Origin of the sequence: Siculibacillus lacustris (genome assembly GCF_004328075.1) — a bacterium.
GTDB lineage: Bacteria > Pseudomonadota > Alphaproteobacteria > Rhizobiales > Ancalomicrobiaceae > Siculibacillus > Siculibacillus lacustris.
This window is the reverse complement of sequence record NZ_SJFN01000010.1, coordinates 15,136-39,130: the sequence shown is the minus strand read 5'-3', so window position 1 is coordinate 39,130 and position 23,995 is coordinate 15,136. Positions and strand designations below refer to the sequence as shown.

Annotated in this window: 26 protein-coding genes and 1 riboswitch; of the genes, 16 read left to right on the top strand and 10 right to left on the bottom strand. The window is 69.7% G+C overall.

The window, feature by feature from the left end; genetic code table 11:
- Positions 1-65 precede the first annotated feature (65 nt).
- Positions 66-602 (top strand): acetolactate synthase small subunit, encoded by a 537-nt coding sequence (gene ilvN, locus EYW49_RS08180; RefSeq protein WP_131308076.1) that lies wholly within the window; start codon positions 66-68, stop codon positions 600-602.
- 179 nt (positions 603-781) lie between these two features.
- Positions 782-2,374: a hypothetical protein gene (locus EYW49_RS08175; protein ID WP_131308074.1), complete on the top strand. Its 1,593-nt coding sequence runs from the start codon at positions 782-784 to the stop codon at positions 2,372-2,374.
- A 40-nt stretch (positions 2,375-2,414) separates the two neighbouring features.
- Here EYW49_RS08175 and EYW49_RS08170 read toward each other — a convergent pair whose 3' ends face one another.
- Positions 2,415-2,966 (bottom strand): CBS domain-containing protein, encoded by a 552-nt coding sequence (locus EYW49_RS08170; protein ID WP_165498178.1) that lies wholly within the window; start codon positions 2,964-2,966, stop codon positions 2,415-2,417.
- Positions 2,967-3,410: 444 nt separating this feature from the next.
- On the opposite strand from EYW49_RS08170, the gene EYW49_RS08165 reads away from it, so the two are divergent.
- Together EYW49_RS08165 and ilvC are read left to right on the top strand one after the other, a co-directional pair.
- Positions 3,411-4,034 carry a TetR/AcrR family transcriptional regulator C-terminal domain-containing protein gene (locus tag EYW49_RS08165; protein ID WP_131308069.1) on the top strand — a complete coding sequence of 208 codons (624 nt, stop codon included), beginning with the start codon at positions 3,411-3,413 and terminating at the stop codon, positions 4,032-4,034.
- 77 nt (positions 4,035-4,111) lie between these two features.
- A complete protein-coding gene (ilvC, locus tag EYW49_RS08160) occupies positions 4,112-5,131 on the top strand; it encodes a ketol-acid reductoisomerase (RefSeq protein WP_131308068.1) in 1,020 nt (339 codons plus the stop codon).
- Positions 5,132-5,329: 198 nt separating this feature from the next.
- On the opposite strand, the gene EYW49_RS08155 is transcribed toward ilvC, so the two are convergent.
- The 3 genes from EYW49_RS08155 to EYW49_RS08145 form a co-directional block, all read right to left on the bottom strand.
- Positions 5,330-5,857 carry a hypothetical protein gene (locus EYW49_RS08155; RefSeq protein ID WP_131308066.1) on the bottom strand — a complete coding sequence of 176 codons (528 nt, stop codon included), beginning with the start codon at positions 5,855-5,857 and terminating at the stop codon, positions 5,330-5,332.
- 94 nt (positions 5,858-5,951) lie between these two features.
- Complete coding sequence (gene pgi / locus EYW49_RS08150) at positions 5,952-7,598, bottom strand: glucose-6-phosphate isomerase (protein ID WP_131308064.1); 1,647 nt, start codon at positions 7,596-7,598, stop codon at positions 5,952-5,954.
- Positions 7,599-7,689: 91 nt separating this feature from the next.
- Positions 7,690-7,926, bottom strand: a complete 237-nt coding sequence (locus tag EYW49_RS08145) for an Lrp/AsnC ligand binding domain-containing protein (RefSeq protein WP_131308062.1) — start codon at positions 7,924-7,926, stop codon at positions 7,690-7,692.
- Between the two features lie 147 nt (positions 7,927-8,073).
- A riboswitch (TPP riboswitch) is annotated at positions 8,074-8,176 on the top strand.
- Here EYW49_RS08145 and thiM point away from each other — a divergent pair.
- From thiM to EYW49_RS08110, 7 genes are all read left to right on the top strand, one after another.
- On the top strand, positions 8,165-8,971 hold the full coding sequence (gene thiM, locus EYW49_RS08140) for a hydroxyethylthiazole kinase (protein WP_131308060.1): 807 nt from the start codon (positions 8,165-8,167) through the stop codon (positions 8,969-8,971). (Overlaps the previous riboswitch by 12 nt.)
- Positions 8,968-9,642: a thiamine phosphate synthase gene (thiE, locus tag EYW49_RS08135; protein ID WP_131308058.1), complete on the top strand. Its 675-nt coding sequence runs from the start codon at positions 8,968-8,970 to the stop codon at positions 9,640-9,642. The genes thiM and thiE overlap by 4 nt, the downstream gene beginning before the upstream one ends.
- On the top strand, positions 9,639-10,442 hold the full coding sequence (gene thiD, locus EYW49_RS08130) for a bifunctional hydroxymethylpyrimidine kinase/phosphomethylpyrimidine kinase (protein ID WP_131308056.1): 804 nt from the start codon (positions 9,639-9,641) through the stop codon (positions 10,440-10,442). Before thiE ends, thiD begins: the two co-directional genes overlap by 4 nt.
- 35 nt (positions 10,443-10,477) lie before the next feature.
- Entirely contained in the window at positions 10,478-11,569 is a 1,092-nt protein-coding gene (locus EYW49_RS08125; RefSeq protein ID WP_131308054.1) for a TRAP transporter substrate-binding protein, read from the top strand.
- Between the two features lie 91 nt (positions 11,570-11,660).
- The gene (locus EYW49_RS08120; RefSeq protein WP_131308052.1) at positions 11,661-12,464 is read left to right on the top strand and encodes a UDP-2,3-diacylglucosamine diphosphatase; all 804 of its coding nucleotides are present in this window, start codon (positions 11,661-11,663) and stop codon (positions 12,462-12,464) included.
- On the top strand, positions 12,461-13,504 hold the full coding sequence (locus tag EYW49_RS08115; RefSeq protein WP_131308050.1) for a glycosyltransferase family 4 protein: 1,044 nt from the start codon (positions 12,461-12,463) through the stop codon (positions 13,502-13,504). The genes EYW49_RS08120 and EYW49_RS08115 overlap by 4 nt, the downstream gene beginning before the upstream one ends.
- 136 nt (positions 13,505-13,640) lie before the next feature.
- Positions 13,641-14,033, top strand: a complete 393-nt coding sequence (locus EYW49_RS08110; protein ID WP_131308048.1) for a GFA family protein — start codon at positions 13,641-13,643, stop codon at positions 14,031-14,033.
- A gap of 38 nt (positions 14,034-14,071) precedes the next feature.
- Here the strand turns inward: EYW49_RS08110 and EYW49_RS08105 are convergent, their stop codons facing one another.
- From EYW49_RS08105 to EYW49_RS08090, 4 genes are all read right to left on the bottom strand, one after another.
- The gene (locus EYW49_RS08105) at positions 14,072-14,485 is read right to left on the bottom strand and encodes a GFA family protein (RefSeq protein WP_131308046.1); all 414 of its coding nucleotides are present in this window, start codon (positions 14,483-14,485) and stop codon (positions 14,072-14,074) included.
- Positions 14,486-14,505: 20 nt separating this feature from the next.
- A complete protein-coding gene (locus tag EYW49_RS08100) occupies positions 14,506-14,991 on the bottom strand; it encodes an SRPBCC family protein (protein WP_131308044.1) in 486 nt (161 codons plus the stop codon).
- Positions 14,966-15,316 carry an ArsR/SmtB family transcription factor gene (locus EYW49_RS08095; protein WP_131308042.1) on the bottom strand — a complete coding sequence of 117 codons (351 nt, stop codon included), beginning with the start codon at positions 15,314-15,316 and terminating at the stop codon, positions 14,966-14,968. The genes EYW49_RS08100 and EYW49_RS08095 overlap by 26 nt, the downstream gene beginning before the upstream one ends.
- Before the next feature lie 188 nt (positions 15,317-15,504).
- On the bottom strand, positions 15,505-16,626 hold the full coding sequence (locus EYW49_RS08090) for a protein phosphatase CheZ (protein ID WP_131308040.1): 1,122 nt from the start codon (positions 16,624-16,626) through the stop codon (positions 15,505-15,507).
- Positions 16,627-16,754: 128 nt separating this feature from the next.
- Here EYW49_RS08090 and EYW49_RS08085 point away from each other — a divergent pair, with 128 nt between their 5' ends.
- Positions 16,755-17,927, top strand: coding sequence for an MFS transporter (locus tag EYW49_RS08085; RefSeq protein WP_131308037.1), 1,173 nt, complete (start codon positions 16,755-16,757; stop codon positions 17,925-17,927).
- Positions 17,928-17,979: 52 nt separating this feature from the next.
- Here EYW49_RS08085 and dgcA read toward each other — a convergent pair whose 3' ends face one another.
- Both dgcA and dgcN read right to left on the bottom strand, forming a co-directional pair.
- Entirely contained in the window at positions 17,980-18,966 is a 987-nt protein-coding gene (gene dgcA, locus EYW49_RS08080) for an N-acetyl-D-Glu racemase DgcA (protein WP_131308035.1), read from the bottom strand.
- Positions 18,963-19,985 carry an N-acetyltransferase DgcN gene (dgcN, locus tag EYW49_RS08075; RefSeq protein ID WP_131308033.1) on the bottom strand — a complete coding sequence of 341 codons (1,023 nt, stop codon included), beginning with the start codon at positions 19,983-19,985 and terminating at the stop codon, positions 18,963-18,965. The genes dgcA and dgcN overlap by 4 nt, the downstream gene beginning before the upstream one ends.
- 335 nt (positions 19,986-20,320) lie before the next feature.
- On the opposite strand from dgcN, the gene EYW49_RS08070 reads away from it, so the two are divergent.
- Genes EYW49_RS08070 through EYW49_RS08055 form a run of 4 tightly spaced genes read left to right on the top strand, consistent with a single transcriptional unit; the run spans position 20,321 to position 23,988 of the window.
- Positions 20,321-21,496, top strand: coding sequence for an ABC transporter permease (locus tag EYW49_RS08070; RefSeq protein ID WP_206365421.1), 1,176 nt, complete (start codon positions 20,321-20,323; stop codon positions 21,494-21,496).
- Position 21,497: 1 nt separating this feature from the next.
- Complete coding sequence (locus EYW49_RS08065; protein WP_131308031.1) at positions 21,498-22,298, top strand: ABC transporter ATP-binding protein; 801 nt, start codon at positions 21,498-21,500, stop codon at positions 22,296-22,298.
- Positions 22,298-23,395, top strand: coding sequence for an MlaD family protein (locus EYW49_RS08060; RefSeq protein ID WP_131308029.1), 1,098 nt, complete (start codon positions 22,298-22,300; stop codon positions 23,393-23,395). Before EYW49_RS08065 ends, EYW49_RS08060 begins: the two co-directional genes overlap by 1 nt.
- Positions 23,392-23,988: an ABC-type transport auxiliary lipoprotein family protein gene (locus EYW49_RS08055; protein ID WP_131308027.1), complete on the top strand. Its 597-nt coding sequence runs from the start codon at positions 23,392-23,394 to the stop codon at positions 23,986-23,988. The genes EYW49_RS08060 and EYW49_RS08055 overlap by 4 nt, the downstream gene beginning before the upstream one ends.
- Positions 23,989-23,995: the final 7 nt, after the last annotated feature.

Here is a 23,995-nt window from a genome sequence, read left to right as displayed (position 1 = left end):
ACGATCGCGCCGGCCCGGCGGTCTCTCCTTCTTCCCTTCTCTCCAGTTGAAACGGCGACCATCTCATGAACACCTCCCACTATCCCTCCGCCTACATTCACCAGGCCCCCGAGACGCACACCCTTTCGGTGATCGTCGACAACGAACCCGGCGTGCTGGCGCGCGTCGTCGGCCTGTTCTCCGGCCGCGGCTACAACATCGAGAGCCTCACGGTCTCCGAGACCGAGCACGAGGCCCACGTGTCGCGCATCACCATCGTCACCACCGGCACGCCGATGGTGATCGAGCAGATCAAGAACCAGTTGGCCCGTCTGGTGCCGGTGCACCGGGTGGTCGACCTCACGGTGTCGGCCAAGGTGCTGGCGCGCGAGCTGGCGCTGATCAAGGTCAAGGGCAAGGGCGAGGCGCGGGTCGAGGCGCTGCGGCTCGCCGACGCCTTCCGCGCTCGCGTGGTCGACGCCAACACCGAGAGCTTCGTGTTCGAACTGACCGGCAAGGGCGACAAGATCGACGAATTCGTCGCTCTGATGCGGCCGCTCGGTCTGGTCGAATACAGCCGCACCGGCGTGGCGGCGATCGCCCGCGGGCCGGACGCGATGTGAGGCGGGACGGCGGCGCGGTCCGACCGGGCGGACTGCGTCGCCGGTGCCACGATTGGAAACATTCTCGGGTAGAATCACGGAAACGTGCGGAAAGCTGCGGCGATTCGTCGTAAATGCGCCGTGCGGATGCGGTCAGTCCCGCACTCGCCGTCGTTTCCTCCCGTGACCTTCCCGGTGCCATGACCGAACTCAGTGCTCGCGAACCCTCGCCGACGTCCGACCGTGCACGCCGGCGGAATGCCGTCGTCGAGTTCCTGCTCGCCCACGAATTTTCGATCGCCTTCGTCGTCCTGACGGCGATCGTCCTGGTGCCGGTGTTCCAGGTGGCGGTGCCGCCGCTGTCGGACTACGTCAACCACCTCGCCCGCATGTACGTGATCGCGGTGCAGGGCAAGGACGTCCATCTCGACCAGTTCTACAAGATCGAATGGCAGCCGATCCCCAATCTGGCGATGGACATCGTCGTGCCGATCCTGGCGCGGGTGGTCGACATCTACCGGGCCGGGCAGGTCTTCACCATGCTGACCATCCTGTCGCTGGTGACCGGGCCGATGGCGGTGCATCGGGCGCTCTACGGCCGGTTCAATCCGTTCCCGCTGACCGCCTTCGTGATCCTCTACAACGGCGTCTTCCTGATCGGGTTGATGAACTACCTGATCGGTGTCGGCGTCGCGACCTGGGGCCTGGCCTTCTGGATCGCCCTGCAGAATAGCCGGCCGATCGTCCGCATGGCGGTCTCGGCGGTGTTCTGCGTAGTCCTCTACGTCTGCCATCTCTATGCGGTCGGCCTCTATGGGGTGACGATCGGCGCCTTCGAGACCTGGGCCTGGGCCAGCCGGCGCTTCGCCTTCGATCGGCGGCTGGTGCGGTCGCTGGTGGTGCTGATCGTGCCGGTGCTGCCGTTGGTGCCGGTTCTGCTGTCGAGTTCGACCTGGACGCTCGCCGGCGAATACGCCTGGTTCTCGCAGAGCAAGATGGACGGGCTGTCGATGGTGTTCCGCACCTATACCGACGCCTACGACCTGACCGTGCTGTGGCTCGCCGCCGCGGCCTTCGGCTGGGCGATCCACAAGCGGCTGTTGTCGGCGCACGGGGCGGTGGTGCCGCTCGCCGCCTTCGGCGCGGCGGTGTTCCTGGCGATGCCCTATACGCTGTTCGGCTCGGACATGGCCGACCAGCGCCTGCCGGTGGCGCTCCTGGTGATGCTGGTCGGCTTCGTCCGCCTCGATCCGGAAGACAAGTGGAGCCGTGCCGGCTTCCTGGTGCTGGTGATCGGCTTCGCGCTGCTCCGGGTCGGCGACGTGGCGCTGCAGTGGTCGCGGATCGGGGCGATCTACGACGATTTCCGCGCTTCGCTGGTCGACGTGCCGCGCGGTGCCAAGATCCTGGTGGCCTATGCCGACGAGCCCAAGGGCACCCAGGCCGAGCAGGACGCGATCAGTCATGCGCCCTGCGTGGCGATGATCGAGCGCTCGGCGCTGGTCTCGACCGCCTTCACGGTCAAGGGCAAGCAGATCATGACGGTGCGCCGCGCCTTCCGGGCGCAGGTCGACACCGAGGACGGGGTGCCGCCGACCATCTCGCAGCTGGTCGCGACCTCCTACGTCCACGACGACGAGGCGCCGCGCGACCACTTCTGGGACAAGTGGACCGACGAGGACGATTTCGTCTTCGTGCTCTACACCGAGCGCGAGGCCGACAATCCCGACCCCAGCAATCTCGATCTGGTGCACGACGGCAAGGGCTTCCAGCTCTACAAGATCAAACACTGAGGATCGCACCGGGCCGGGACGACCGCGGCGCGGCCGCGGATCAGCAGCTGTAGGTGCCGCGCAGGAACAACAGCTTCTGATCCATCTCGGTCTCGTGGAAGATCCGCTGGTGATGGGCGACCCGCGCCGCCAGGAGATCGGCCTCGGCGAGGAGGCCGACCACGCGACCGGCGTCGACCACCGCCAGATGGGTCGCCCGCCGTTCGGCGAGCTCCGCCAGACAGCGGCCGAGGCCATCGCCCGGCGCGACGGTCGCCGGCGGCCCGGGCACGAGGTCGACCACCGGCGTGTTGGCCGCGGTGCGGTTGCCGAGCAGGGCGTTGCGGGCGTGGTCGCGCTCGGTGAAGATGCCGACGAGGCCGACCGGCGACATCACCGCGACGGCGCCGGTGTCGCGCTCGGCCATCACCTTCAGCGCATCGAGGACGGTGGCGTCGGCGTCGACGATCGCGACGTCTTGCGCGTTCGATCGTGCCGCCACCGACCGCGCGGTGGGTTCGGTGACGCGCGGGTGCTGCGCTTCCGGGATCGCTTGGCGCGACGCCAGGACGCCGGTCTCGTCGGAGCCTCGGTGCGGCGGCGATCCGGCCATGGGGAGCCTCCAAGAGCTGTCGCGGGCGAAGCCGCAGGTGGGCGAACGGCGTTCGGCCGGGCGGGCGTCGAAGGGGGTCGTCTTCCCAATATGGGGCATATCCGGCGAAAGGGAACCCGCCCGCTCCCGCCGGCGCTGCAGTCGTCCCCGCGCCGGTCCCGCCGGCGCTTCGGTCGTCCCCGTGTCCGATCCGCCGATCCGCCCCGTCCGGCGCCGTGCGCGCACCCCGCTTTCCCGTCCCCGGTCGAATTTCACGACGCGCCCTTGCCGCGGCCGCCGGCTTCGGTTACACGGGAACCGTAACGTACGGTACGGAGACGCGGCGGGGCCCAGACGGGGCGGATCTCGGCGGCGTTCGGACCGGAAACGGACGGCGCGGGCGGCGCGAGGCGGCGCCGACGAGCGAGCGAGACCCTCCGGCGCGGTCGGACCCGAGGAGACACGATGCGGACGACGGCGGGCGAGGACACGGGGTTGACGGAGCGCCAGATGGGCGTTCTCGAGGCCGTGTTGCGGCTGCTCGTCGAGGCGGGCGACCGGCTGACCATGACGGCGGTGGCGCGCCGCGCCGCCTGCTCGAAGGAGACGCTCTACAAGTGGTTCGGCGATCGCGACGGCCTGCTCGCCGCGACGGTGCGCTGGCAGGCGGCGCGGGTGCGGGTCGGCCCGATCGACGGCGAACGCCTCGACCGGGCGACGCTGACCGCGCGGCTCGAGGAATTCGCCGTCAACTGGTTGACGGTGATCGCCTCGGACACCTCGATCGCCCTCAACCGGGTGGCGATCGGCCAGGCGGCGGCGGAAGCGACGCTCGGGGCGATCGTTCTCGCCAACGGCCGCTTCGCCATGGGCCGGCGGCTCGAGCCGGTGCTGGTGGCAGGAAGAGCGGCGGGGCTGCTGGCCTTCGACGACGTCGAGACGGCGTTCCGCACCTTCTTCGGGCTGATCTCCCGCGACGTCCAGATCCGGCTGCTGCTCGGCGACCGGATGACCCTCGACCCCGAGACGATCCGCGCGGATGCGGTCCGCGCGACCCGACAGTTCCTCGTGCTCCACGGGGCGCCATGACCGACCGGTGAAACCGGTCGCGATTTCCGGGCCGGCGTCGCCGGTCCACGGACTTCACCCAGGGAAGGAAAACCAAAATGCGCGTCTATTACGACTCCGATGCCGACATCAATCTGATCAAGGGCAAGAAGGTGGTCATCGTCGGCTACGGCAGCCAGGGTCGGGCCCACGCTCTGAACCTCAAGGATTCGGGCGCCAAGGACGTCCGCATCGCGCTGAAGGCCGGTTCGACCACCGCCAAGAAGGTCGAGGCCGACGGCCTCCAGGTGATGACCGTCGTCGAGGCGGCCAAGTGGGCCGACCTGATGATGATGGCCACCCCGGACGAGCTGCAGGCCGAGATCTACAAGACCGAGATCGCTCCCTACATTCGCGACGGCGCGGCGATCGCCTTCGCTCACGGCCTCAACGTCCATTTCGGGCTGATCGAGCCGAAGGCGACCCTCGACGTGATCATGATGGCGCCGAAGGGGCCCGGCCACACGGTGCGCGGCGAATATCAGAAGGGCGGCGGCGTGCCGTGCCTGATCGCCGTCCATCAGGACGCCTCGGGCAATGCCCATGATCTGGCGCTGAGCTATGCCTGCGGCATCGGCGGCGGCCGGTCGGGCGTGATCGAGACCAACTTCCGCGAAGAGTGCGAGACCGACCTGTTCGGCGAGCAGGTGGTGCTGTGCGGCGGTCTGGTCGAGCTGATCCGCGCCGGCTTCGAGACGCTGGTGGAAGCCGGCTACGCCCCCGAGATGGCCTATTTCGAGTGCCTGCACGAGGTCAAGCTGATCGTCGACCTGATCTACGAGGGCGGCATCGCCAACATGAACTACTCGATCTCCAACACCGCGGAATGGGGCGAATACGTCTCCGGTCCGCGCATCATAACGCCTGAGACCAAGGCCGAGATGAAGAACGTGTTGAAGGACATCCAGACCGGCAAGTTCACCTCGGAATGGATGCAGGAATACAAGGCCGGCTCGGCCCGCTTCAAGGGCATCCGCCGCCTCAACGACGAGCATCAGATCGAAGCGGTCGGCTCCAAGCTGCGCGGCATGATGCCGTGGATCGGCAAGAGCAAGCTGGTCGACAAGGCGAAGAACTGAGCCGCTCCACGATTGCTGCTCTGCTCGGGCCGGTGGCCCGAGCGGGGGATCGGCAAGAACGAGCTGGTCGACGAGGCGAAGAACCGACGCGCGACCGCGGCAGCCCTGATTGCCGCGACGCGAGAAGACACGAGAGCCGGGCAGCGATGCCCGGCTCTTCGCATTTTCGGCACAGCTTCGTCCCCGAAGGCGCCGGCCTCAGTCCCCGTATTCCTTCGCCGCCCAGGCGACGTAGAGGGCCGCGAGGTCGCGCATGCGGCGAGTTTCGTTCTCCGGGTCGTACCAGGCGCCCGAGGACGCCGCCGCGCGCGACGAGATGTGCGGACGGCGGTCGATCACCGCGCCGGAGGGCGCGCGGACCACCAGGGCGCCGTCCATCCAGTCGGTGGCGTCGCCCGCTCCCACGCCCATGGTGAACGGGCTGCGGCCGCTGCCGGTCCACGCGGCGAGCGACACGCCGGCGATCTCGATCACCAGGGTCGGGGCGTTGCGGTCGGAGGGATCGAGGCGCCCGGCGAAGGCTGACGGAATCGCCGCGCGCGCGGCCTCGGCGACGCGGGCGGCGTAGTTCGGCACGCCCTTGGCGGCGAAGGGGCCGGCGTCGATGGTGACGGCGCGGAAGCGGCGCACCGCCGGGGCCGGCGCCCCGGTCGCGCAGGCCGCGAGCGGGGCGGCGGCGAGGGCGCCGAGCACGGCGCGACGGGTCGGGCGGGCGGACAGGGTCATGGCTTCATCCTCTCGACGCGGGCGAAGACGGGACGCGGCGCCGGCGGCGACGCGTCGGCGATCGCCGCGGCGCGCGACGCGGGAGGCGCGGCGGTCAGGCGCCGCCGCTGCCGCGCAGGGCGTGGAAGTGGGCGAGCAGGCCGGTGGTCGAGGGGTCCTTGCCCTCGGTCTCGACGTCGCCCTTGACCATCGGCAAGAGGTCGACCGCGAGTTGCTTGCCGAGTTCCACACCCCACTGGTCGAAGGAATTGACGTCGAAGATCACCCCCTGGACGAACACCTTGTGCTCGTAGAGGGCGAGCAGGCGGCCGAGAGTGAAGGGGTCGAGCTTGCGGTAGAGGATGGTGTTGGACGGGCGATTGCCGGGGAACACCTTGTGCGGCAGCAGCTTGTCGATCTCCGGCCTGGGCAGGCCGGAGGCCTCCAGCTCGGCGTGGACGGTGCGCTCGTTCTTGCCGACCATCAGCGCCTCGGACTGGGCGAGGCAGTTGGCGACCAGCTTGGCGTGGTGGTCCGACAGGTTCTCGTGCGGCTCGGCGGCGAGCAGGAAGTCGACCGGCACCACGTCGGTGCCCTGGTGGATCAGCTGGAAGAAGGCGTGCTGGCCGTTGGTGCCGGGCTCGCCCCACACCACCGGGCCGGTCGGACGGAGCACCGGCTCGCCGTTCTTGCTCACCCGCTTGCCGTTCGATTCCATGTCGAGCTGCTGCAGATGGGCGGCGAAGCGCGACAGGCGCTGGTCGTAGGGGATCACCGCCTGGGTGGCGAAGCCCATCTGGTCGCGGTACCACACGCCGATCAGGGCGAGCAGCACCGGCATGTTGGCGTAGAGCGGCGCAGCCAGGAAATGCTCGTCCATGGCGGCACCGCCGTCGAGGAAGGCGCGGAAGTCGGCCTCGCCGACGGCGATCATCACCGGCAGGCCGATCGCCGACCACACCGAATAGCGCCCGCCGACCCAGTCCCAGAAGCCGAAGATGCGGTCTTCGGCGATGCCGAAGGCCTTGACCTTGGGGATCGCCGTCGAGAGCGCGGCGAAATGCGCGCCGACCGCCGCCTCGCCGAGCGAATCGGCGATCCAGGCGCGGGCGGTCGCGGCGTTGGTCATGGTCTCGAGGGTGGTGAAGGTCTTGGAGGCGATCAGGAACAGGGTGGTCTGGGGATCGAGCGGCTTCAGCGTGTCGGCGATGTGGGCGCCGTCGACGTTGGAGACGAAATGCACCTTGGGGCCGTCGTGATAGGGGGCGAGCGCCAGGGTGACCATCGCCGGGCCGAGGTCGGAGCCGCCGATTCCGATGTTGACCACGTCGGTGAAGGGCTTGCCGGTGGCGCCGACCAGCCGGCCGGCGCGCACGCCCTCGGCGAACACGCCCATCTTGACCAGCACGTCCTCGACGTCGCCGGAGACGTCGCGACCGTCGACGAAATGCGGCCGCTGGCCGGGATTGCGCAGCGCGACGTGGAGCACCGCGCGCTTCTCGGTGGCGTTGATCGCCTCGCCGGCGAACATGCGGGCGCGCCAGCCCTCGACGTCGCTGGCCCGGGCGAGCTGCAGCAGGAGATCGAGGGTCTCGTCGGTAATCAGATTCTTGGAATAGTCGAGCAGGAGATCGTCGTGGGTGACCGAGAATCGCGCGAAGCGGTGACGGTCGGCGGCGAACAGATCCCGCATGTGGACCGACTGGATCAGGCGCGCGTGGTTGCGCAGACCCTGGAAAGCGTAATAGCGCGAATCGGTCATGGTCAGATCTTCCGCTGGCTCTGGGCGGGCGGGGGCGCCACGCGGGGGTTCGGCGCCGCGAGCCGACGCCGGGGCGGGCTTTCCGACGGTTTCAGAAGGCCTTGAAGGTGATCAGCGTCTTGGTGTCGACGATGCCGGGGATCGGATGCACCTTCTCGTTGACGAAGTGGCCGATATCGGTCGCGTCGTCGACGTAGAACTTGACGATCAGGTCGTGATCGCCGGCGATCGAATAGATCTCCGAAGCGATCTCGGCATCGGCGAGCGCGGTCGCGACTTCGTAGGAGCGTCCGAGACTGCACTTGACGAGGACGAAGAAGGGTTTCATCGGCAGGGCCTTTCGATGACGTGTCCAGTCCATCAGATGCGGGGGGCGAGGGCAAGAGGGGAGGGTTGCGGAGGAGACCGGCATCGGGCGGGGAGATCTCCGCGGCGGCCGGCCCTTGCCAAGCCCCGCCCGGCGGATTAACTCATCGAAATCTCATGGGGGTGCCCGGCAGACCCGGGCTGAGAGGCGCGGCCAACCCCTCGAACCTGATCCGGGTCGTGCCGGCGGAGGGATTGAGATGAGCGACGATGGTTCCCCCGTGCCCGATGCCGGCCTCGGCGCCCGCCCCCTGCTCACCGCGGCCGGGGTGGTGGCGATCGTCGAGCGGCTGCGCGCCCGGCGCCCGCGGGTCCACGTGCTGACCTCGCCGGTGGCGCTGACCTTCACCGCCAACATGCTGCTGGCGGCCGGCGCCGAACCGTCGATGACCCAGTCGCCGGAAGAGATCCCCGACTTCGTGGCCAGCGCCGACGCGCTGCTGATCAATCTCGGCATGCTCGACCGGGTGCGGCGCGACGCCGGGCTGACGGCGATCGAGGTCGCCAAGGAGGCCGGCGTGCCGTGGATCCTCGATCCGGTCAAGGTCGAGATCTCCACCGGGCGGCTGGCCTTCGCGCGCCGGCTGATCGAGATGGAACCCGCCCTGGTCCATGCCAATCGCGCGGAATTCCGGGCGCTGGCCGGTACCGACGCCGAGGACGGGGCGGTGCGCGACCATGCGGTCCACGACGTGACGACCCTGGCGGTGACCGGCGAGGTCGACATCGTCACCGACGGGCGGCGGCTGATCCGCATCGCCAACGGCCATCCGCTGATGGACCGGGTGACGGCGATGGGCTGCGCCGCGACGGCGGTGGCGGCGGCGTTCCGGGCGGTCGAGCCCGATGCGGTGCTGGCCGCCGCGGTGGCGCTGGTGGTGGTCGGCGTGGCCGGCGAAGTGGCGGCGACCACGGCCAAGGGGCCGGGATCCTTCGCCGTCGACATTCTCGATGCGCTCCATGCGCTCGACGGGCAATCCCTCATCGAACGGGCGAAAATCCGATGATTCCTGACATCCGTTGCCATGCCATCCTCGACCCGTCGCGTTCGCGCGGACGATCGCTCGCCGCTCTCGCCGCCGCGGCGATCGAAGGGGGCGCGACCCTCCTGCAATATCGCGACAAGGAGGCGTCGACCCGGCTGATGGTCCAGCGGGCGCGCGACATCCTCAAGGCGATCGCCGGGGCAAAGGTGCCGCTGATCGTCAACGATCGGGTCGACGTGGCGATGGTCGCCCATGCCGACGGCGTGCACGTCGGCCAGGACGACATGACGGCCCAGGACGTGCGCCGCCTGCTCGGTCCCGACGCGATCCTCGGGCTCACCATCAAGAGCCCCGAACACGTCGACGCGGCGCCGCTCGGCCTCTTGTCCTACGTCTGCATCGGCGGGGTGTTCGAGACCCTGTCGAAGGTCAATCCCGAGCCGCCGCTCGGCCTCGTCGGTCTGGCGCGACTGGCGGTGCGGGTGCGGGCGCTGCGGCCGGATCTGCCGGTCGGGGCGATCGCCGGGATCACCGCGGCCAATGCGGCGGAAGTGGTGGCGGTCGGGGCCGACGGCATCGCGGCGATCGGCGAGATCTTCCTCGCCGACGACCCGCGCGCCGCGACCCTGCGTCTGCGCCGGGTGGTCGATGCGGCGCTGATCGCCCGGCGCGCCGAGGAGGAGCGGCGATGACGGCGATCGCTCTGACCATCGCCGGCTCCGATTCGGGCGGCGGCGCCGGCATCCAGGCGGACCTCAAGACCTTCTCGGCGCTCGGCGTCTACGGTGCGAGCGTGATCACCGCGCTGACCGCCCAGAACACCCTCGGGGTCTCCGGCGTGTTCGACGTGCCGGCGAGCTTCGTCACGGCGCAGATCGACGCGGTGTTCTCCGACATCGCGGTCGATGCGGTGAAGATCGGCATGCTGTCGCAGCCCGAGGTGATTCGGGCGGTGCGCGAAGGGCTCGATCGCTGGCGGGTCGCCCAGGTGATTCTCGATCCGGTGATGGTGGCGACCAGCGGCGACCTGCTGCTGGTGCCCGAGGCGGTGGCGACGCTGCGCGAGGTCCTGATGCCGCGCGCCACGCTGATCACCCCCAATCTGCACGAGGCGGCGCGGCTGACCGAGCGTTCGCCGGCCGGCGATCGCGCCGAGATGCTGGTGCAGGCGGAGGCGCTGCTCAAGCTCGGCGCCCAGGCGGTGCTGCTCAAGGGCGGCCACGGCACCGGCACCGAGGCCGAGGATCTGCTGCTCGCCGGCGGCCAGGCGATCTGGCTGACGGCGCCGCGCCATGCGACCGAAAACACTCACGGCACCGGCTGCACCCTGTCGGCGGCGATCGCCGCCGGGCTCGCCCGCGAACTCGACCTGGTGCGCGCGGTGCGCGCCGCCAAGGCCTATCTCACCATGGCGATTCGCGGCGCCGACCGGCTGGCGATCGGCCACGGCCACGGCCCGGTCGACCATTTCCACGCCTGGTGGCAATCCTGACCGCGAACGCGACCGCGACGACGAGGACGACGCTCATGACCGAATCCACCACCCGCCGCCGGATCCTCGCCGCGGGTGCCGGCGCCGTCGCCGGGGTTGCGGCGACCGGCCTCGCCAGCCCGGCGATCGCCGCCGGGGCGATCGAATGGAAGATGGTCACGTCGTGGCCGAAGAACCTGCCGGGGCCCGGGGTCTCGGCCGAGCGGCTGGCCCAGGCGATCGGCCGGCTGTCGGGCGGACGGCTGACGGTCAAGGTCTATGCGGCGGGCGAACTGGTGCCGGCGCTCGAATGTTTCGACGCGGTGGCCGGCGGCACGGCCGAGATGGCGCACACCGCCTCGCTCTACTGGGCCGGCAAGATGGCGGCGGCGCCGATCTTCACCTCGGCGCCGTTCGGCCTGACGCCGCTCGAACACCTCGCCTGGATCGATCACGGCGGCGGTCAGGCGCTGTGGGACGAGCTCTACGGCGGCCACGGCATCAAGCCGTTCATGGCCGGCAACACCGGCCTGTCGATGGCCGGCTGGTTCCGCCGCGAGGTGACCGGGCTCGACGACCTCAAGGGGCTGAAGATCCGCATCGTCGGCCTGGGCGGCGAAGTGTTTCGCCGGATGGGGGCGACGCCGGTGGCGCTGCCGCCGGGCGAGGTGTTCTCGGCCTTCCAGTCGGGGGTGGTCGACGCCGCCGAACTGCTGGCGCCGCATTCGGATCTGGCGGTCGGCCTCCACCGCCTGACCAAATTCTACTACGGCCCCGGCTTCGACAAGCCCAACGGCACCGGCGAGGCGCTGGTGTCGCTGCGGGCGCTGTCGGCCCTGCCCGACGACCTCGCGGCGATCGTCGCGGCGGCCTGTCGCGACGAGCACGCCACGGCGCTGGGACAGGCGGAGTGGAACAACGCCACGGCGCTCGAGACCTTGGTCGGGGTGCACGGGGTGCGTGTGCTCGGCCTGCCCGGCGACGTGCTGGTCCGGGCGCGCGGGGTCGCCGACGAGATCCTCTCGGAAGTGGCGGCGCGCGACGCGCTGTCGGGCCGGATCGTCGCCTCGTGGCGGGCGGCGCGGACCCGGACGGCGGCCTGGGCGCAGGCCAGCCTGGCGCCGTTCCTGCCGGCGCGCTTCGGCTGAAGCGATCGTGACGGCCGTTACCGTCATGAAACCGTGATCGGACTCGTGTTCTTCGGACATCGAAGAATTTCGGAACTCCGGGGTCGCGGTCATGACGGCACGAGCAGAGATGCGGCACTTCCATGCACTGTTCCTGTCCGACATCCATCTCGGGACACGCGGCTGTCAGGCGGAACTGCTGATCGACTTCCTGAAGTACCACGACGCCGAGACGATCTACCTCGTCGGCGACATCGTCGACGGCTGGCGCCTGAAGCGGTCGTGGTACTGGCCGCAGGCCCACAACGACGTGGTCCAGAAGATCCTGCGCAAAGGCCGCAAGGGCGCGCGGATCGTCTACGTACCCGGCAACCACGACGAGTTCCTGCGCGACTATGTCGGCTCGCACTTCGGCATGATCGAAGTCGCCGACCATTGCCTGCACGAGGCGATCGACGGGCGGCGCTTCCTGATCATCCACGGCGACCAGTTCGACGTGGTGGTGCGCCACGCCAAGTGGCTCGCCTATCTCGGCGACTGGGCCTATACCGCGGCGCTCGGGATCAACACTTGGCTCAACGCGGCGCGGCGGCGGATGGGCTTTCCCTATTGGTCGCTGTCGGCCTGGGCCAAGCTCAAGGTCAAGAACGCCGTCAACTTCATCGGCGACTTCGAGTCGACGCTCAGCGCTGAAGCGGCGCGGATCGGCGCCGACGGGGTGGTGTGTGGCCACATCCACCACGCGGTGATGCGCACCGACGACGGCCTGACCTACATCAACACCGGAGACTGGGTGGAGAGCTGCACGGCGGTGGTGGAGAACCACGACGGCACCTTCGAACTCATCACCTGGCAGCAACCGGCGCAGGGAGCCACGGCGACCGAAGCGGAACCCGAGGCACTCGCGGCGGCATGAAGCGACTTCTCATCGTGACGGATGCCTGGCATCCCCAGATCAACGGCGTGGTTCGATCCCTGGAACGTCTGGCGGAAGAGTTGGTGAAGCTCGACATCCACGTCGACTTCCTGACGCCGCTCGAATATCGCACTCTGCCGTGCCCGACCTATCCGGAGATCCGGCTGTCCTTGACCCACGGTTGGGCGGTGCGGCGGCGGATCGAGACGATGCGGCCGGACTACATCCACATCGCCACCGAAGGGCCGCTCGGACTGATGGCGCGGCGGGCGGCGCTCGACATCCGCTCGCCCGGCTACACCACCAGCTACCACACCCGCTTTCCCGAATATGTCTCGGCGCGGCTGCCGATCCCGCAGCGCTTCACCTATGCGATGCTCCGCCGGTTCCACAACACCGGGCTGACCTGCATGGTGGCGACCGAGACGCTGCGGGCCGATCTCACGGCGCGCGGCTTCACCAATTTGGCGATCTGGTCGCGCGGTGTCGACATCGGCCAGTTCCATCCGCGCGACGACGTCGCCGACGTCTACCGCGACCTGCCGCGGCCGATCGCCCTCAACGTCGGCCGGATCTCGGTGGAGAAGAACCTCGAGGCCTTCCTCGATCTCGACATGCCCGGCTCCAAGGTGGTGATCGGCGACGGGCCGCAGCTCGAGTCCCTGCGCCGGCGCTATCCGCAGGCGCATTTCCTCGGCCCCAAGGTCGGCGACGATCTCGCCCGCCACTACGCCGCGGCCGACGTCTTCGTATTCCCGTCGCGGACCGACACCTTCGGCAACGTCATCGTCGAGGCGCTGTCCTCGGGCGTGCCGGTCGCCGGCTATCCGGTGATGGGGCCGATCGACATCGTCGGCGGCACGCGCGGCGGGGCGCTCTCGACCGATCTCGGCGAAGCGGTGCGCGGGGCGCTGACCCTGAACCGTCGCGACGCAGTCGAGGTGGCGTCGGCCTATACCTGGGAACACTCGACCCGCCAGTTCCTCGACAACATCGAGGCGGCGCAAGCCCGGCGCCGGGCGATGCAGGCGGCGGCCTGAGGCGGGGAGGGGCCGTCGGCCGCCTCGGCGGCGACGCGGCCGCGAAGTCCCCCCGCGTCGGTTGCCGGCGGTTGCGCGAGCGTTGCGGCGCGCTAGACTCCGGTGATCTCGAACCCTCGGCGCGGAGGCGATGGCGATGGGCCCGTTCACCGGCGGATGTCTGTGCGGCGACGTCCGCCTCGTGGCGACGGGGCGGCCCTATCGGGTGGGGCTCTGCCACTGTCTCGATTGCCGCAAGTTCCACGGCGCGCTGTTCCACGCCTCGGCGATCTTCGCGCAAGCGGCGGTGACGATCGAAGGCGAGACCCGCGCCTATGGCGGGCGGCATTTCTGTCCGCGCTGCGGCTCGTCGGTGTTCGCCTGCAGCGGCGACGAGGTCGAGGTGAACCTCGGATCGCTCGACGCGCCCGACCAACTGACCCCGACCTACGAGAACTGGACGGTGCGCCGCGAATCGTGGCTGCCGCCGTTCCCGCTCGCACGCCACTACGAGCGCGATCGCGATCCCTCCAGCCGCTTCGAAGACTAGGCGCGGGCGCCGCTGCGCGCGACGCCCGTGCTGCGGTTTCAGCGCGGCGGCATCTTCTCGAAGGCCGTGAGCTCGGGGTCGATGCGATCCCAGGGCTGGGCGCTCGCCGTCCACAGGACCATGGTGGGCTGGAAACGGCTCGGATCGTCGAGGCTCGCGGCGCGCACCGCGAAGAAATCCGGCAGATCGGGAAAGGTGGTGAAGACCTTCGATCCGCAGGTCGGGCAGAAGGCGTGGGTCTTGACCGTGCCCAGGTCGCCGACCTCGCTCCAGCGCGTCGCGTCGCCGTGGACCACGGCTTCGGCGCGCGGGAAGTTCAGGATCGAGGCATGACCGGTGCCGCTGTCGTGCTGACACTGGCGGCACTGACAGGCGAAGGCCATCGACGGTTCGGCGGTGATTTCGTAACGCAGCGCGCCGCAGGCGCAGCCGCCGGTGAAGGGTCGGGTCATGGCGACGGTCCTTTCGTCGGTCAGGGCTGCGGGCCCGTCGGATCATCGGGCGGGTCGAGGGTGGCGATCAGGCGCGCCACGACCGTCTTCCAGCCGCCGCCGATGCTCTGGAAGGCGGTCTGGTTGGTCGGCAGCACGAAGCCGGAGTGGACCAGACGCAGGCGGGTTCCGCCGGCCACCTCGGCGAGCGTCCAGGTCACCACCGTGTCGAGTTTCGAGCCGTAGCCGACGTTGTCCTCGTGGCCGCCGCACCAGCGATAGACGAAGCGCTCACAGGGGCGAATTTCGAGGATCTCGCAGCGGATGACGCCGTCCCAGGCGCCGGCGGGGGTGGTCTGGAAGGTGAACCGGCAACCGACGACCGGTTCGAACCCCGACGGGGCCATCATCCACCGGGCCATCAGAGCGCCGGAGGTCAGCGCCTTCCAGATGGCCGCCGGCGTGTGCGCAAAGACCTCGTCGACGACGATGTCGTGCGTCTCAGGGATCGGTGGGACGCTGGTCATGATCGATGTCCTTCAGCAGAGTGCGGAGATCGGCGAAGCGCTGGCGCCAGAACACGCCGTAATGGCTCATCCAGTCGACCAGCGGCTCGAGCCCTTGCGGCGCGGCGCGATAGAAGACGTTGCGTCCCTGGGCGCGGTCGCTGACCAATCCGGCCAGTTTCAGCGCCCGGAGGTGCTGCGAGACGGCCGACTGGGTGACGCCGCTGCCCTTGGTCAATTCGACGACGCTGATCTCCGGCGCCCGCACGATGTGTTCGAACACCGCCCGTCGGGTCGGATCGGCGAGAGTGCGCATGACGGCATCGAGCGAGGCATCGTGGATCATGAGGAAACGTTAGTGGCGACTAATCGATAAGTCAAGACTGATTGGTTTGATCGTGCCGAAATGGCCCGGTGGGGGCGCAATCGGGTCGCGATGTCCAGGGCACCGACGCGGTGGCGACCGTCGGCGGTCGCGCCTCCGGGCGCTCTGCTCCGCGCAGATCACGAAGGGAAGGGGGCGGCGCGCCCGCGTCAGCCGAAGGTGACGATGCGGCGGCGCGGTTCGAGGGCGGCGAGGGGGTCCTCGCTGGCGACCACCGCCAGTTCCGGGGCGGTCTCGGCGGCGGTGGCGACCGCCGCGACCGTCTCGACGGTGCGCAGGGTGTTGCCGACTGTGATGGTCAGGGTGCGGCCGCCGCTCTCGACGTCGTCGTCGGCATCGGCCTGGTCTTCCAGGGTGGCGACGACGCGCGAGGCGTCCTCGGCGGAGAAGACGTCCGCGGCGGCGAGATCGAACGCGTCGTCGTCGGCGAAGATGTCGGGCTCGCGGTCGTCGTCGAGCTCGGCCTCGGCGACGGGGTCGCGCTCGATGGCGTCGAAGCCGCCGTCGTCGATGCGGTCGAAGTCGGTGGTGTCGGCGGCGGACGGCTCGGTTGCCAGGAGATCGTCGACGTGGTCCTGCTCGATGCCCTGGCCGTGCAACTGCGGACCGTTGAGGAGATGGGCGTCGGGGCGCGCGTCGGTCGGGCCGACCGGGGCGGCGCCGGAGGCGGCCTCGGGCACGTCGGCCTCGCCGAGGCCCCAGATGCTCATCATCGAGGTGATGCGGCTCTCCAGATAGCGCAGCACGGTCACCACCTTGCGGGTGCGCTGGCCGGTCAGGTCCTGGAACGAGCAGGCGGTGTAGATGTCGGTGGCGTGGGTGTCGAGCTTGTCGCAGAGCTCGTCGAGGCCACCGGCCTCGCGCAGCGTCCAGGCCGCCTCCTGGATGCCTTCGGCGGCGAGCAGGATCTCGTTGGTGGCGTTCTCGGTCTGGCTGACGATGGCGTCGAGCTCGTGACTGGCGTCGGCGAAGCGGCCGCCGTGCTCGGTCTCGATCTTCATCTGGGCGATCTCCTGCTTGGTGCGGGAGATGGCCTCGGCCATGTCGGCGAGGTCCAACCGGATGCGGTCGATGTCGGGCACCGCGCGGTCGCGGCGGATGGTGCGTTCCAGGCGCTCCAGCGTGCCGAGGATCGCGCCGGTGTCGGCGTTGCGGTTGCGCCGGGCATATTCCGCCAGGAACCAGCGCCCGCGGGACGTCTCCATGACCGCCGATTCGATCGCGTCGTAGTCTTCGATGGCCAGCGGGGTGACCGCCTGAGAGGTCGTCATGGGTGTGATCGCCTTCGAAGAAACGGACGGAACGCGTATCGACACCGAGGGACGCTGCCGGCACGGTGTTATATGAAACGAATCTCCTAGGGAAAGTTTAGGAGTTCGTAAAAATCAGAGCAATCGACATGCTGATTTCGTCCACGGCCGCGCGCGTCGCCGGCTTTTTCGCCGCTTCGTTCGTCCCGTCGTCGGTCGCACTCGCCTATTTCCCGGTCTTTCTGGCCGGACGGGGGTTGAGCGGCGCGGAAATCGGCATCCTCACGGCGCTGCCGATGATTCTGCGGGTGACCACCGCCTCCCTGCTCGGGTTGTTCGCCGACCGACTCGGCGATCGCCGGCGGGCGCTGGTGCTCTATGCCTTCCTGTCGCTGGCCGGAGTCGCGGCGCTGTGGCCGGCGACCGGCTTCGGCACGCTGCTCTTGGCGACCCTGGCGACCTGGGCGTTCTGGAACGGCATCACCCCGGTCAGCGACGCGGTGGCGGTGTCGGTGGCGCGACGCGGCGAGGGCGTCTACGGGCGGATGCGGGTGTGGGGGTCGATCAGCTTCGTGGTCACCAACCTTTGGGTCGGCGGCATCGTCGCGGCCTCGGGGTCGGAGGTGGTGTTGCGGCTGTTGACCATCGGCATGCTGATGCAGTTCGCCGCCGCATTCCTGGTGCCGAGCGACCGGACGGCGGGCGAGCCTGCGCGCGCGCCGGCGACCCCGACCCGCGAGATTCTGTGCGACCTCGTCGCCGACCGGCGGCTGGCGGCCCTGGCGATCGGCTCGGCGCTGCTGCAGGCGACCCACGCCATGCTCTACACCTTCGCCAGCCTCTACTGGGGCACGCTCGGCTTCTCCGGATCGCAGGTCGGGGTCTTGTGGTCGACCGGGGTGATCGGCGAGATCCTGCTGTTCGCCTTCTCCGGGCTGGCGCTGCGGGCGGTCGGCGCCCGCGGCCTGATGGCGCTCGGAGCGGCCGGGGCGGTGGCGCGCTGGCTGCTGTTCCCGCTGATCGGCGCCTCGATGCCGCTGTGGGTGGCCTTCCAGGGGCTGCACGCCCTGACCTTCGCGGCGGTTCATCTGGCCACCATCCAGTTGATCACCGCGACCGTCGACGATCGCCGGGCGGCGACCGTCCAGGGCATGTTGGCCTCGCTCAACGGCCTCGCCATGGCCACGGCGATGGTCGCCTCCGGGCCGCTCTACGCGGCCTGGGGCGGGCGGGCGTTCTGGGCGATGGCGGTGGTGGCGGCGGCCGGTACGGCGATGGTGACGATCGGTCTCGCGCGGCCGGTTCCACGCCCGGGCCGATGAGGCATCGGCCGGCGAGCGTCAGCCGAAGGGCCGGTTGCCGGCCCCTCGGATCTCAGCCCCACAGGGCGGGGAGCGGCGGCGCCACCAGGGAGCCGTCGTAGACGAGGCCGGGATGGCGGTCGCGGGCGAGCAGCAGCGGGCCGTCGAGATCGACGAAGTCGGCGCCCTGGGCGACCAGCAGGGCCGGCGCCATGGCCAGCGAAGTGCCGACCATGCAGCCGACCATCACCCGGTAGCGCAGGCGCCGGGCTTCGGTGGCGATGTGCAAGGCCTCGGTCAGGCCGCCGGCCTTGTCGAGCTTGATGTTGATCGCCGTATAGCGGTTGCGGAGGCCCGCGAGATCGCCGGCCTCGTGCAGGCTCTCGTCGGCGCAGACGGCGATGCGGGTCGCGAGCCCGATCAGCGCATCGTCTTCGCCGGCCGGCAGCGGCTGTTCGATCAGCTCGACGCCGGCCTCCTCGCAGGCGGCGAGATTGGCGGCCAGCGTCGATTCCCGCCAGGCCTCGTTGGCGTCGACGATCATCCGCGCCTCGGGGGCGGCTTCGCGCACCGCGGCGATGCGTTCGGGGTCGCCCTCGCCGCCGAGCTTGACCTTGAGCAGCGGGCGGGACGCGGCGACGGCGGCCGCGGCGGCCATGCTCTCGGGGCTGCCGAGGCTCAGGGTATAGGCGGTGACCAGCGGCTGCAGCTCGACGACGCCGGCCTTGATGCGGGCGGCGACGCCGCTGCGCTTGGCCTCGAAGTCCCACAGGGCGCAGTCGAGGGCGTTGCGGGCGGCGCCGGCCGGCAGCAGGCGAGCGAGCTTGGCGCGGTCGAAGCCGGGCTCGGCCAGCGCCGCGCCGATGTCGCGGATGGTCGCCGCGACCCCCTCCACGGTCTCGCCGTAGCGAGCATAGGGCACGCATTCGCCGCGACCGCGAACGCGCCCGTCGGTGATGGTGGCGGTCACCACCACCGCTTCGGTGCGGCTGCCGCGGGCGATGGTGAAACTGCCGGCGATCGGGAAGGTTTCGATCGCGACGTCGAGGGCGAGGGTCATTTCCGCCGTCCCGCCGGGAACAGGGCCTGGAGCCGGTCGACGATCGGGGCGACGCCGAAGCGCACCGGATCGGAGGCCGGCAGGCCGTGGAAGGCCTCGGCCTCGGCACAGACGCGGCGGGCTTCGGTCTCGTCGAGGGCCTGGGTGTTGATGGCGATGCCGACCGGGGCGATCGCCGGATTGGTCAGACGGCCGCAGGCGACGGTCAGGTCGATCACCTCGCGGATGGTCGGCAGGGCGTGGGGGACGCCGCGCATGCGAGTGCGGGTCGGCTCGTGGCAGACCACGAAGGCATCGGGCTGGGCGCCGTGCAGGAGGCCGAGGCTGACGCCGGCGAAGGAGGGATGGAACAGCGAGCCCTGGCCTTCGACCACGTCCCAGTGGCCGGGAGCGGCGGCCGGCGACAGCCATTCGACGGCACCGGAGATGAAGTCGGCGACCACTGCGTCGATCGCCGCGCCGCGGCCGGAGATGAACACGCCGGTCTGGCCGGTGGCGCGGAAGTCGGCATCGAAGCCGCGGGCCCGCATCTCCTTCTCCAGCGCCAGCGCGGTGTACTTCTTGCCGACCGAGCAGTCGGTGCCGACGGTGAGCAGCCGGAGACCGCTGCGCGGGGTGCCCTTGCCGGTGGCGAAACGCTCGGAGGTGTGGCGTACGTCATGCAGCTTGCGGCCGTGCTTGGCGGCGGCTTCGGCGATCGCCGGGATCGAGGCGAGGCGGACGTGGAGGCCGGTCGCGACGTCCAGGCCGGCCTCGAGGGCGGCGACGATCGAGGCGATCCAATGTTCGGGCAGCACCCCGCCGGCATTGACCACGCCGACCACCATGGTCTTGGCGCCGGCCTTCGCGGCCTCCGCGATGGTCAGGTCGGGGATCTTGGCGTCGGCGGCGCAGCCGGGAAGGCGATGCTGGCCGAGGCACCACTCGGGGCGCCAGTCGACGATGCCGAGCGCGGTCTTGGCCGCGAGCGCATCGGGGACGTCGCCGAGAAACAGCAGATAGGGGCGGGCGAGTTCCATGGCGGGTCTCCGGATGCGGCCGAGGGGAGGTCTGTCGTTCGGATGTCACAGGGTACGACGAAAGCTCGAGGCCCGCTTGTGGCGGATGCCCGGCGGCGTCACACTCCGGGCTCGGATTCATACGGGGCGCGGGCTGCGGCCGACAAGGGCGAACCTTAGCCGAGCCCCATGCATAAGGCGATGGCTCGCCTGCGTTTCGGGCAGGGCGGTCCGCCGCGCCGTGTCGTTCCGGGCGACGGGCGCGACATACGGGACGCTCGAATCCGAATCGATGGAACGATCGTCGCGCCAAATGGTTTCACTGATGCTCCGGCATCGGTCGGACGGGAGTGGACATGGGATTCGGATCGCGTCGCGTACGCTGGTCGCCGACGGAACCGGGATGGTCGTTCGATCCGACCGAGGGCGGTGCCCGGCTGGTGCTCGGTGGCGACTGGACGATCCGGACCGCCGGCCGGCTCGAACAGCGGGTCGCCGAGATGGTGACCACGCTCGAGGCGCCGGCCGCGACCGCTCTGGCGCGCATCGACTTCGACTTCACCGACGTCGGCCAGATCGACACCGCCGGAGCGCTGCTGCTCGACCGCCTGACCGCGACGGTGCCGGAGGAGCGGATCGGCCGGATCGGCCTCGCCGAGCCGCAGCGGGTGTTGCTCGACGAGATCCGGGCCGCGGTGCAGGCGCCCGAGGTGTTGCCCCCGAAGCTGTCGCCGATCGTCGGCTTCCTCACAGCGCTCGGCCGTTACGGTGTGTCGCTCGCCGCGGAATCGGCGCTGGTGGTGCAACTGCTCGGCGGCGTCGCGCTGGTGCTGGTGACGGCGATCCGTCATCCCTCGCGGGTCCGCTTCATTCCCTTCATCCATCAGTTGGAGCGGACCTGCGTCAACGCCGCACCGATCGTGCTGCTGATGTCGTTCCTGATCGGGGCGATCATCGCCCAGCAGGGAGCGTTCTATTTCCGCCGCTTCGGCGCCGATCTCTATGTCGTCGACATGGTCGGGGTGCTGACCCTGCGCGAGATCGCGGTGCTGCTCACCGCAGTGATGGTCGCCGGCCGCTCGGGCAGTTCCTTCACCGCCGAGCTCGGATCGATGAAGATGCGCGAGGAAGTCGACGCCCTGCAGGTGATCGGCCTCGATCCGGTCGAGGTGCTGGTGGTGCCGCGGTTGATCGCCCTGATGGTGGCGTTGCCGATCCTGACCTTCCTCGCCGATCTCGCCTCGATCTTCGGGGCGGCGGTGGTGTGCCAAGTCTACGGCGGCATCCCGACCGAGACCTTCCTGCAGCGCCTCGCCGCGGCGGTGGAACTGCGGACCTTCCTGGTCGGCATCGCCAAGGCGCCGTTCATGGCGATGATCATCGGTCTGGTCGCCTGTTCGGAAGGGCTGCAGGTGGCCGGCAGCGCCGAGTCGCTCGGCGCCCGCACCACCGTCTCGGTGGTCAAGTCGATCTTCATGGTGATCGTCGTCGACGGCATCTTCGCGATCTTCTACGCCGCGGTGGGGGTGTGACATGACCACCGACGATCCGGCCGGCGATCTCGCCGCCGACGAACCGATCCTGCGGGTGCGCGACATCACCGTCGGCTTCGGCGACAAACTGATCCTCGAAGGGCTCGACCTCGACGTGAAGCGCGGCGAGATCCTCGGCTTCGTCGGCGGTTCGGGCACCGGCAAGTCGGTGCTGATGCGCACCATCCTCGGGCTCAACCCGCGCCGCGGCGGCACCGTGGAAGTGTTCGGCCACGACCTCGACGCCATCGACGCGGCCACCCGTACCGGCATCGAACGGTCGTGGGGAGTGCTGTTCCAGCACGGCGCGCTGTTCTCGTCGCTGACCGTGTTGCAGAACATCCAGGTGCCGATGCGCGAGCACATGAAGCTGTCGCAGGGGCTGATGGACGATCTCGCCCGAATCAAACTGGCGCTGGTCGGTCTGCCGCCCGATGCCGGGGCGAAGTTCCCGTCCGAACTCTCCGGCGGCATGATCAAACGGGCCAGTCTCGCCCGCGCGCTGGCGCTCGATCCGGCGATCGTCTTCCTCGACGAGCCGACGTCCGGCCTCGATCCGATCGGCGCCGGCGAATTCGACGATCTCATCGCCAAACTGCGTGACACCCTCGGCCTGACGGTGTTCATGGTGACCCACGACCTCGACAGCCTGCGGTCGGTGTGCGACCGCATCGCCGTGCTGGGTGATCGAAAGGTCCTGGTGATCGGCCCGATGTCGACCATGCTCACCTTCGACCACCCCTGGGTGAAGGCCTATTTCCGCGGCGCCCGGGCCCGCGGCGCGACTGCACGGGGAAATTGATGGAAACGCGCGCCAATCTCGTCACGGTCGGACTGTTCGTGCTCCTGGTGATCGCCGCCGGGTTCGTCGCGGCGTTCTGGCTCCTGCGCGGCAACGAGAGCGACCGGCAGGCCCACCTCACGGTGCTCTTCCCCGGCTCGGTGTCCGGTCTGGTGACCGGCGCCAGCGTCACCTTCAACGGCATCAAGGTGGGCCAAGTGACCAAGCTGTCCTTCGCGCCCGACGATCCGAGCCAGGTGATCGCCCAGGTGATGGTCGACGGTGAGACGCCGATCAAGCGCGACGCCCACGTCTCGCTCGGCTACCAGGGCCTGACGGGGCTGGCCACGGTGCAGATCTGGGGCGGCTCGCAAGGGGCCGAGCGGATCCTGACCCTCGACGACAAGGACCGGCTGATGTGGGCGGAGCGCTCCTCGGTCCAGGACATCATCGAGAGTGCCCAGCGGGTGCTGGGCAAGGTCGACGGGGCGGTCGGCAACGTCGAACAGCTGATCAAGGACAATTCGGCGGCGGTCGGCGACACGGTGCGCAACGTCAAGACCTTCTCCGATGCGCTGGCCCGCAATTCCGACGGCGTCGATCGCTTCCTCGCCTCGATGAGCTCGACCGGCGACGCCCTGACCAAGGTCGGCGGCCGGATCGAGACGCTCACGGCGGACGTCGACGAGTTGGTGCGGTCGGTCGACCGGACCAAGATCACTTCGATCGTCGATCATGCCGACGCGATGGTGGCGCGCCTCGACGAGGCCTCGAAGCGGGTCGACGGCATCCTCGCCAAGATCGACGGCATCGCCGGCTCCGACGAGGGCCGCGGCGTGATCCTCAAGGCCGGGGGCTTCCTCGACGAGGCGACCGCGGCGGCGAAGAGCATCAAGGAAACGGCGAATTCGCTCCAGGTTCAGTTCGGCGAGATCACCGCGGGCGTGACCCGGCTGTCGGGATCGGGCATGCGCGATCTCAAGGACTTCGTGACCGAAGGGCGGCGCACGCTCGGTACCATCGATCGGGCGGTCGGCAATTTCGATCGCGCCCCGAATCGGGTGATCTTCGGCGGCCAGGGCGGATCGACGCCGGAATATCAGGGAGGACGGCGATGATCGGCCGATCGGCGATGCTACGCGGGGTGGCGGTGATCGGCCTCGCGACCGGGCTCTCGGCCTGTTCGATGCTGGGCGGTTCGACGCCGCTCGAAACCTTCGACTTCTCGCCGCCGGCGGCGAGCGCGCGGGCCGCCGCGGGTCGCCAACTGCAGGTGCTGGTGCCCGATCCGATCGCCGACAAGGCGCTCGACGGCGACCGCATCGTGGTGCGCTCGGCGGACAACGAGATCGCCAACTACGCCGGCGCCCAGTGGGCCGACCGGCTGCCGCGGTTGATCCAGTCGCGGCTGGTGGCGACGCTCGACGCCTCCGGGCGGGTGCGGGCGGCGATGCGGCCGGGCCTCGGGGTCGCCTCCGACCGGCAGGCGCTGCTGGAAATCCGCAGCTTCGAATACCGCTCGGCCGAGAAGGTGGTGGTGGCGGCGCTGGCGCTGAAGGTCATGGACGACCGCAGCGGCCGCATCCTCGCCGCTGCCGATCTGCGCGGTACGGAGCCGGTGGGCGCCGACACCGCGGTCGCGGTCACCGCCGCCTTCGACCGGCTGCTGGCGCGCCTGCTCGCCGAAGCGGTGCCGACCATCACGCGCTGATCCGCTT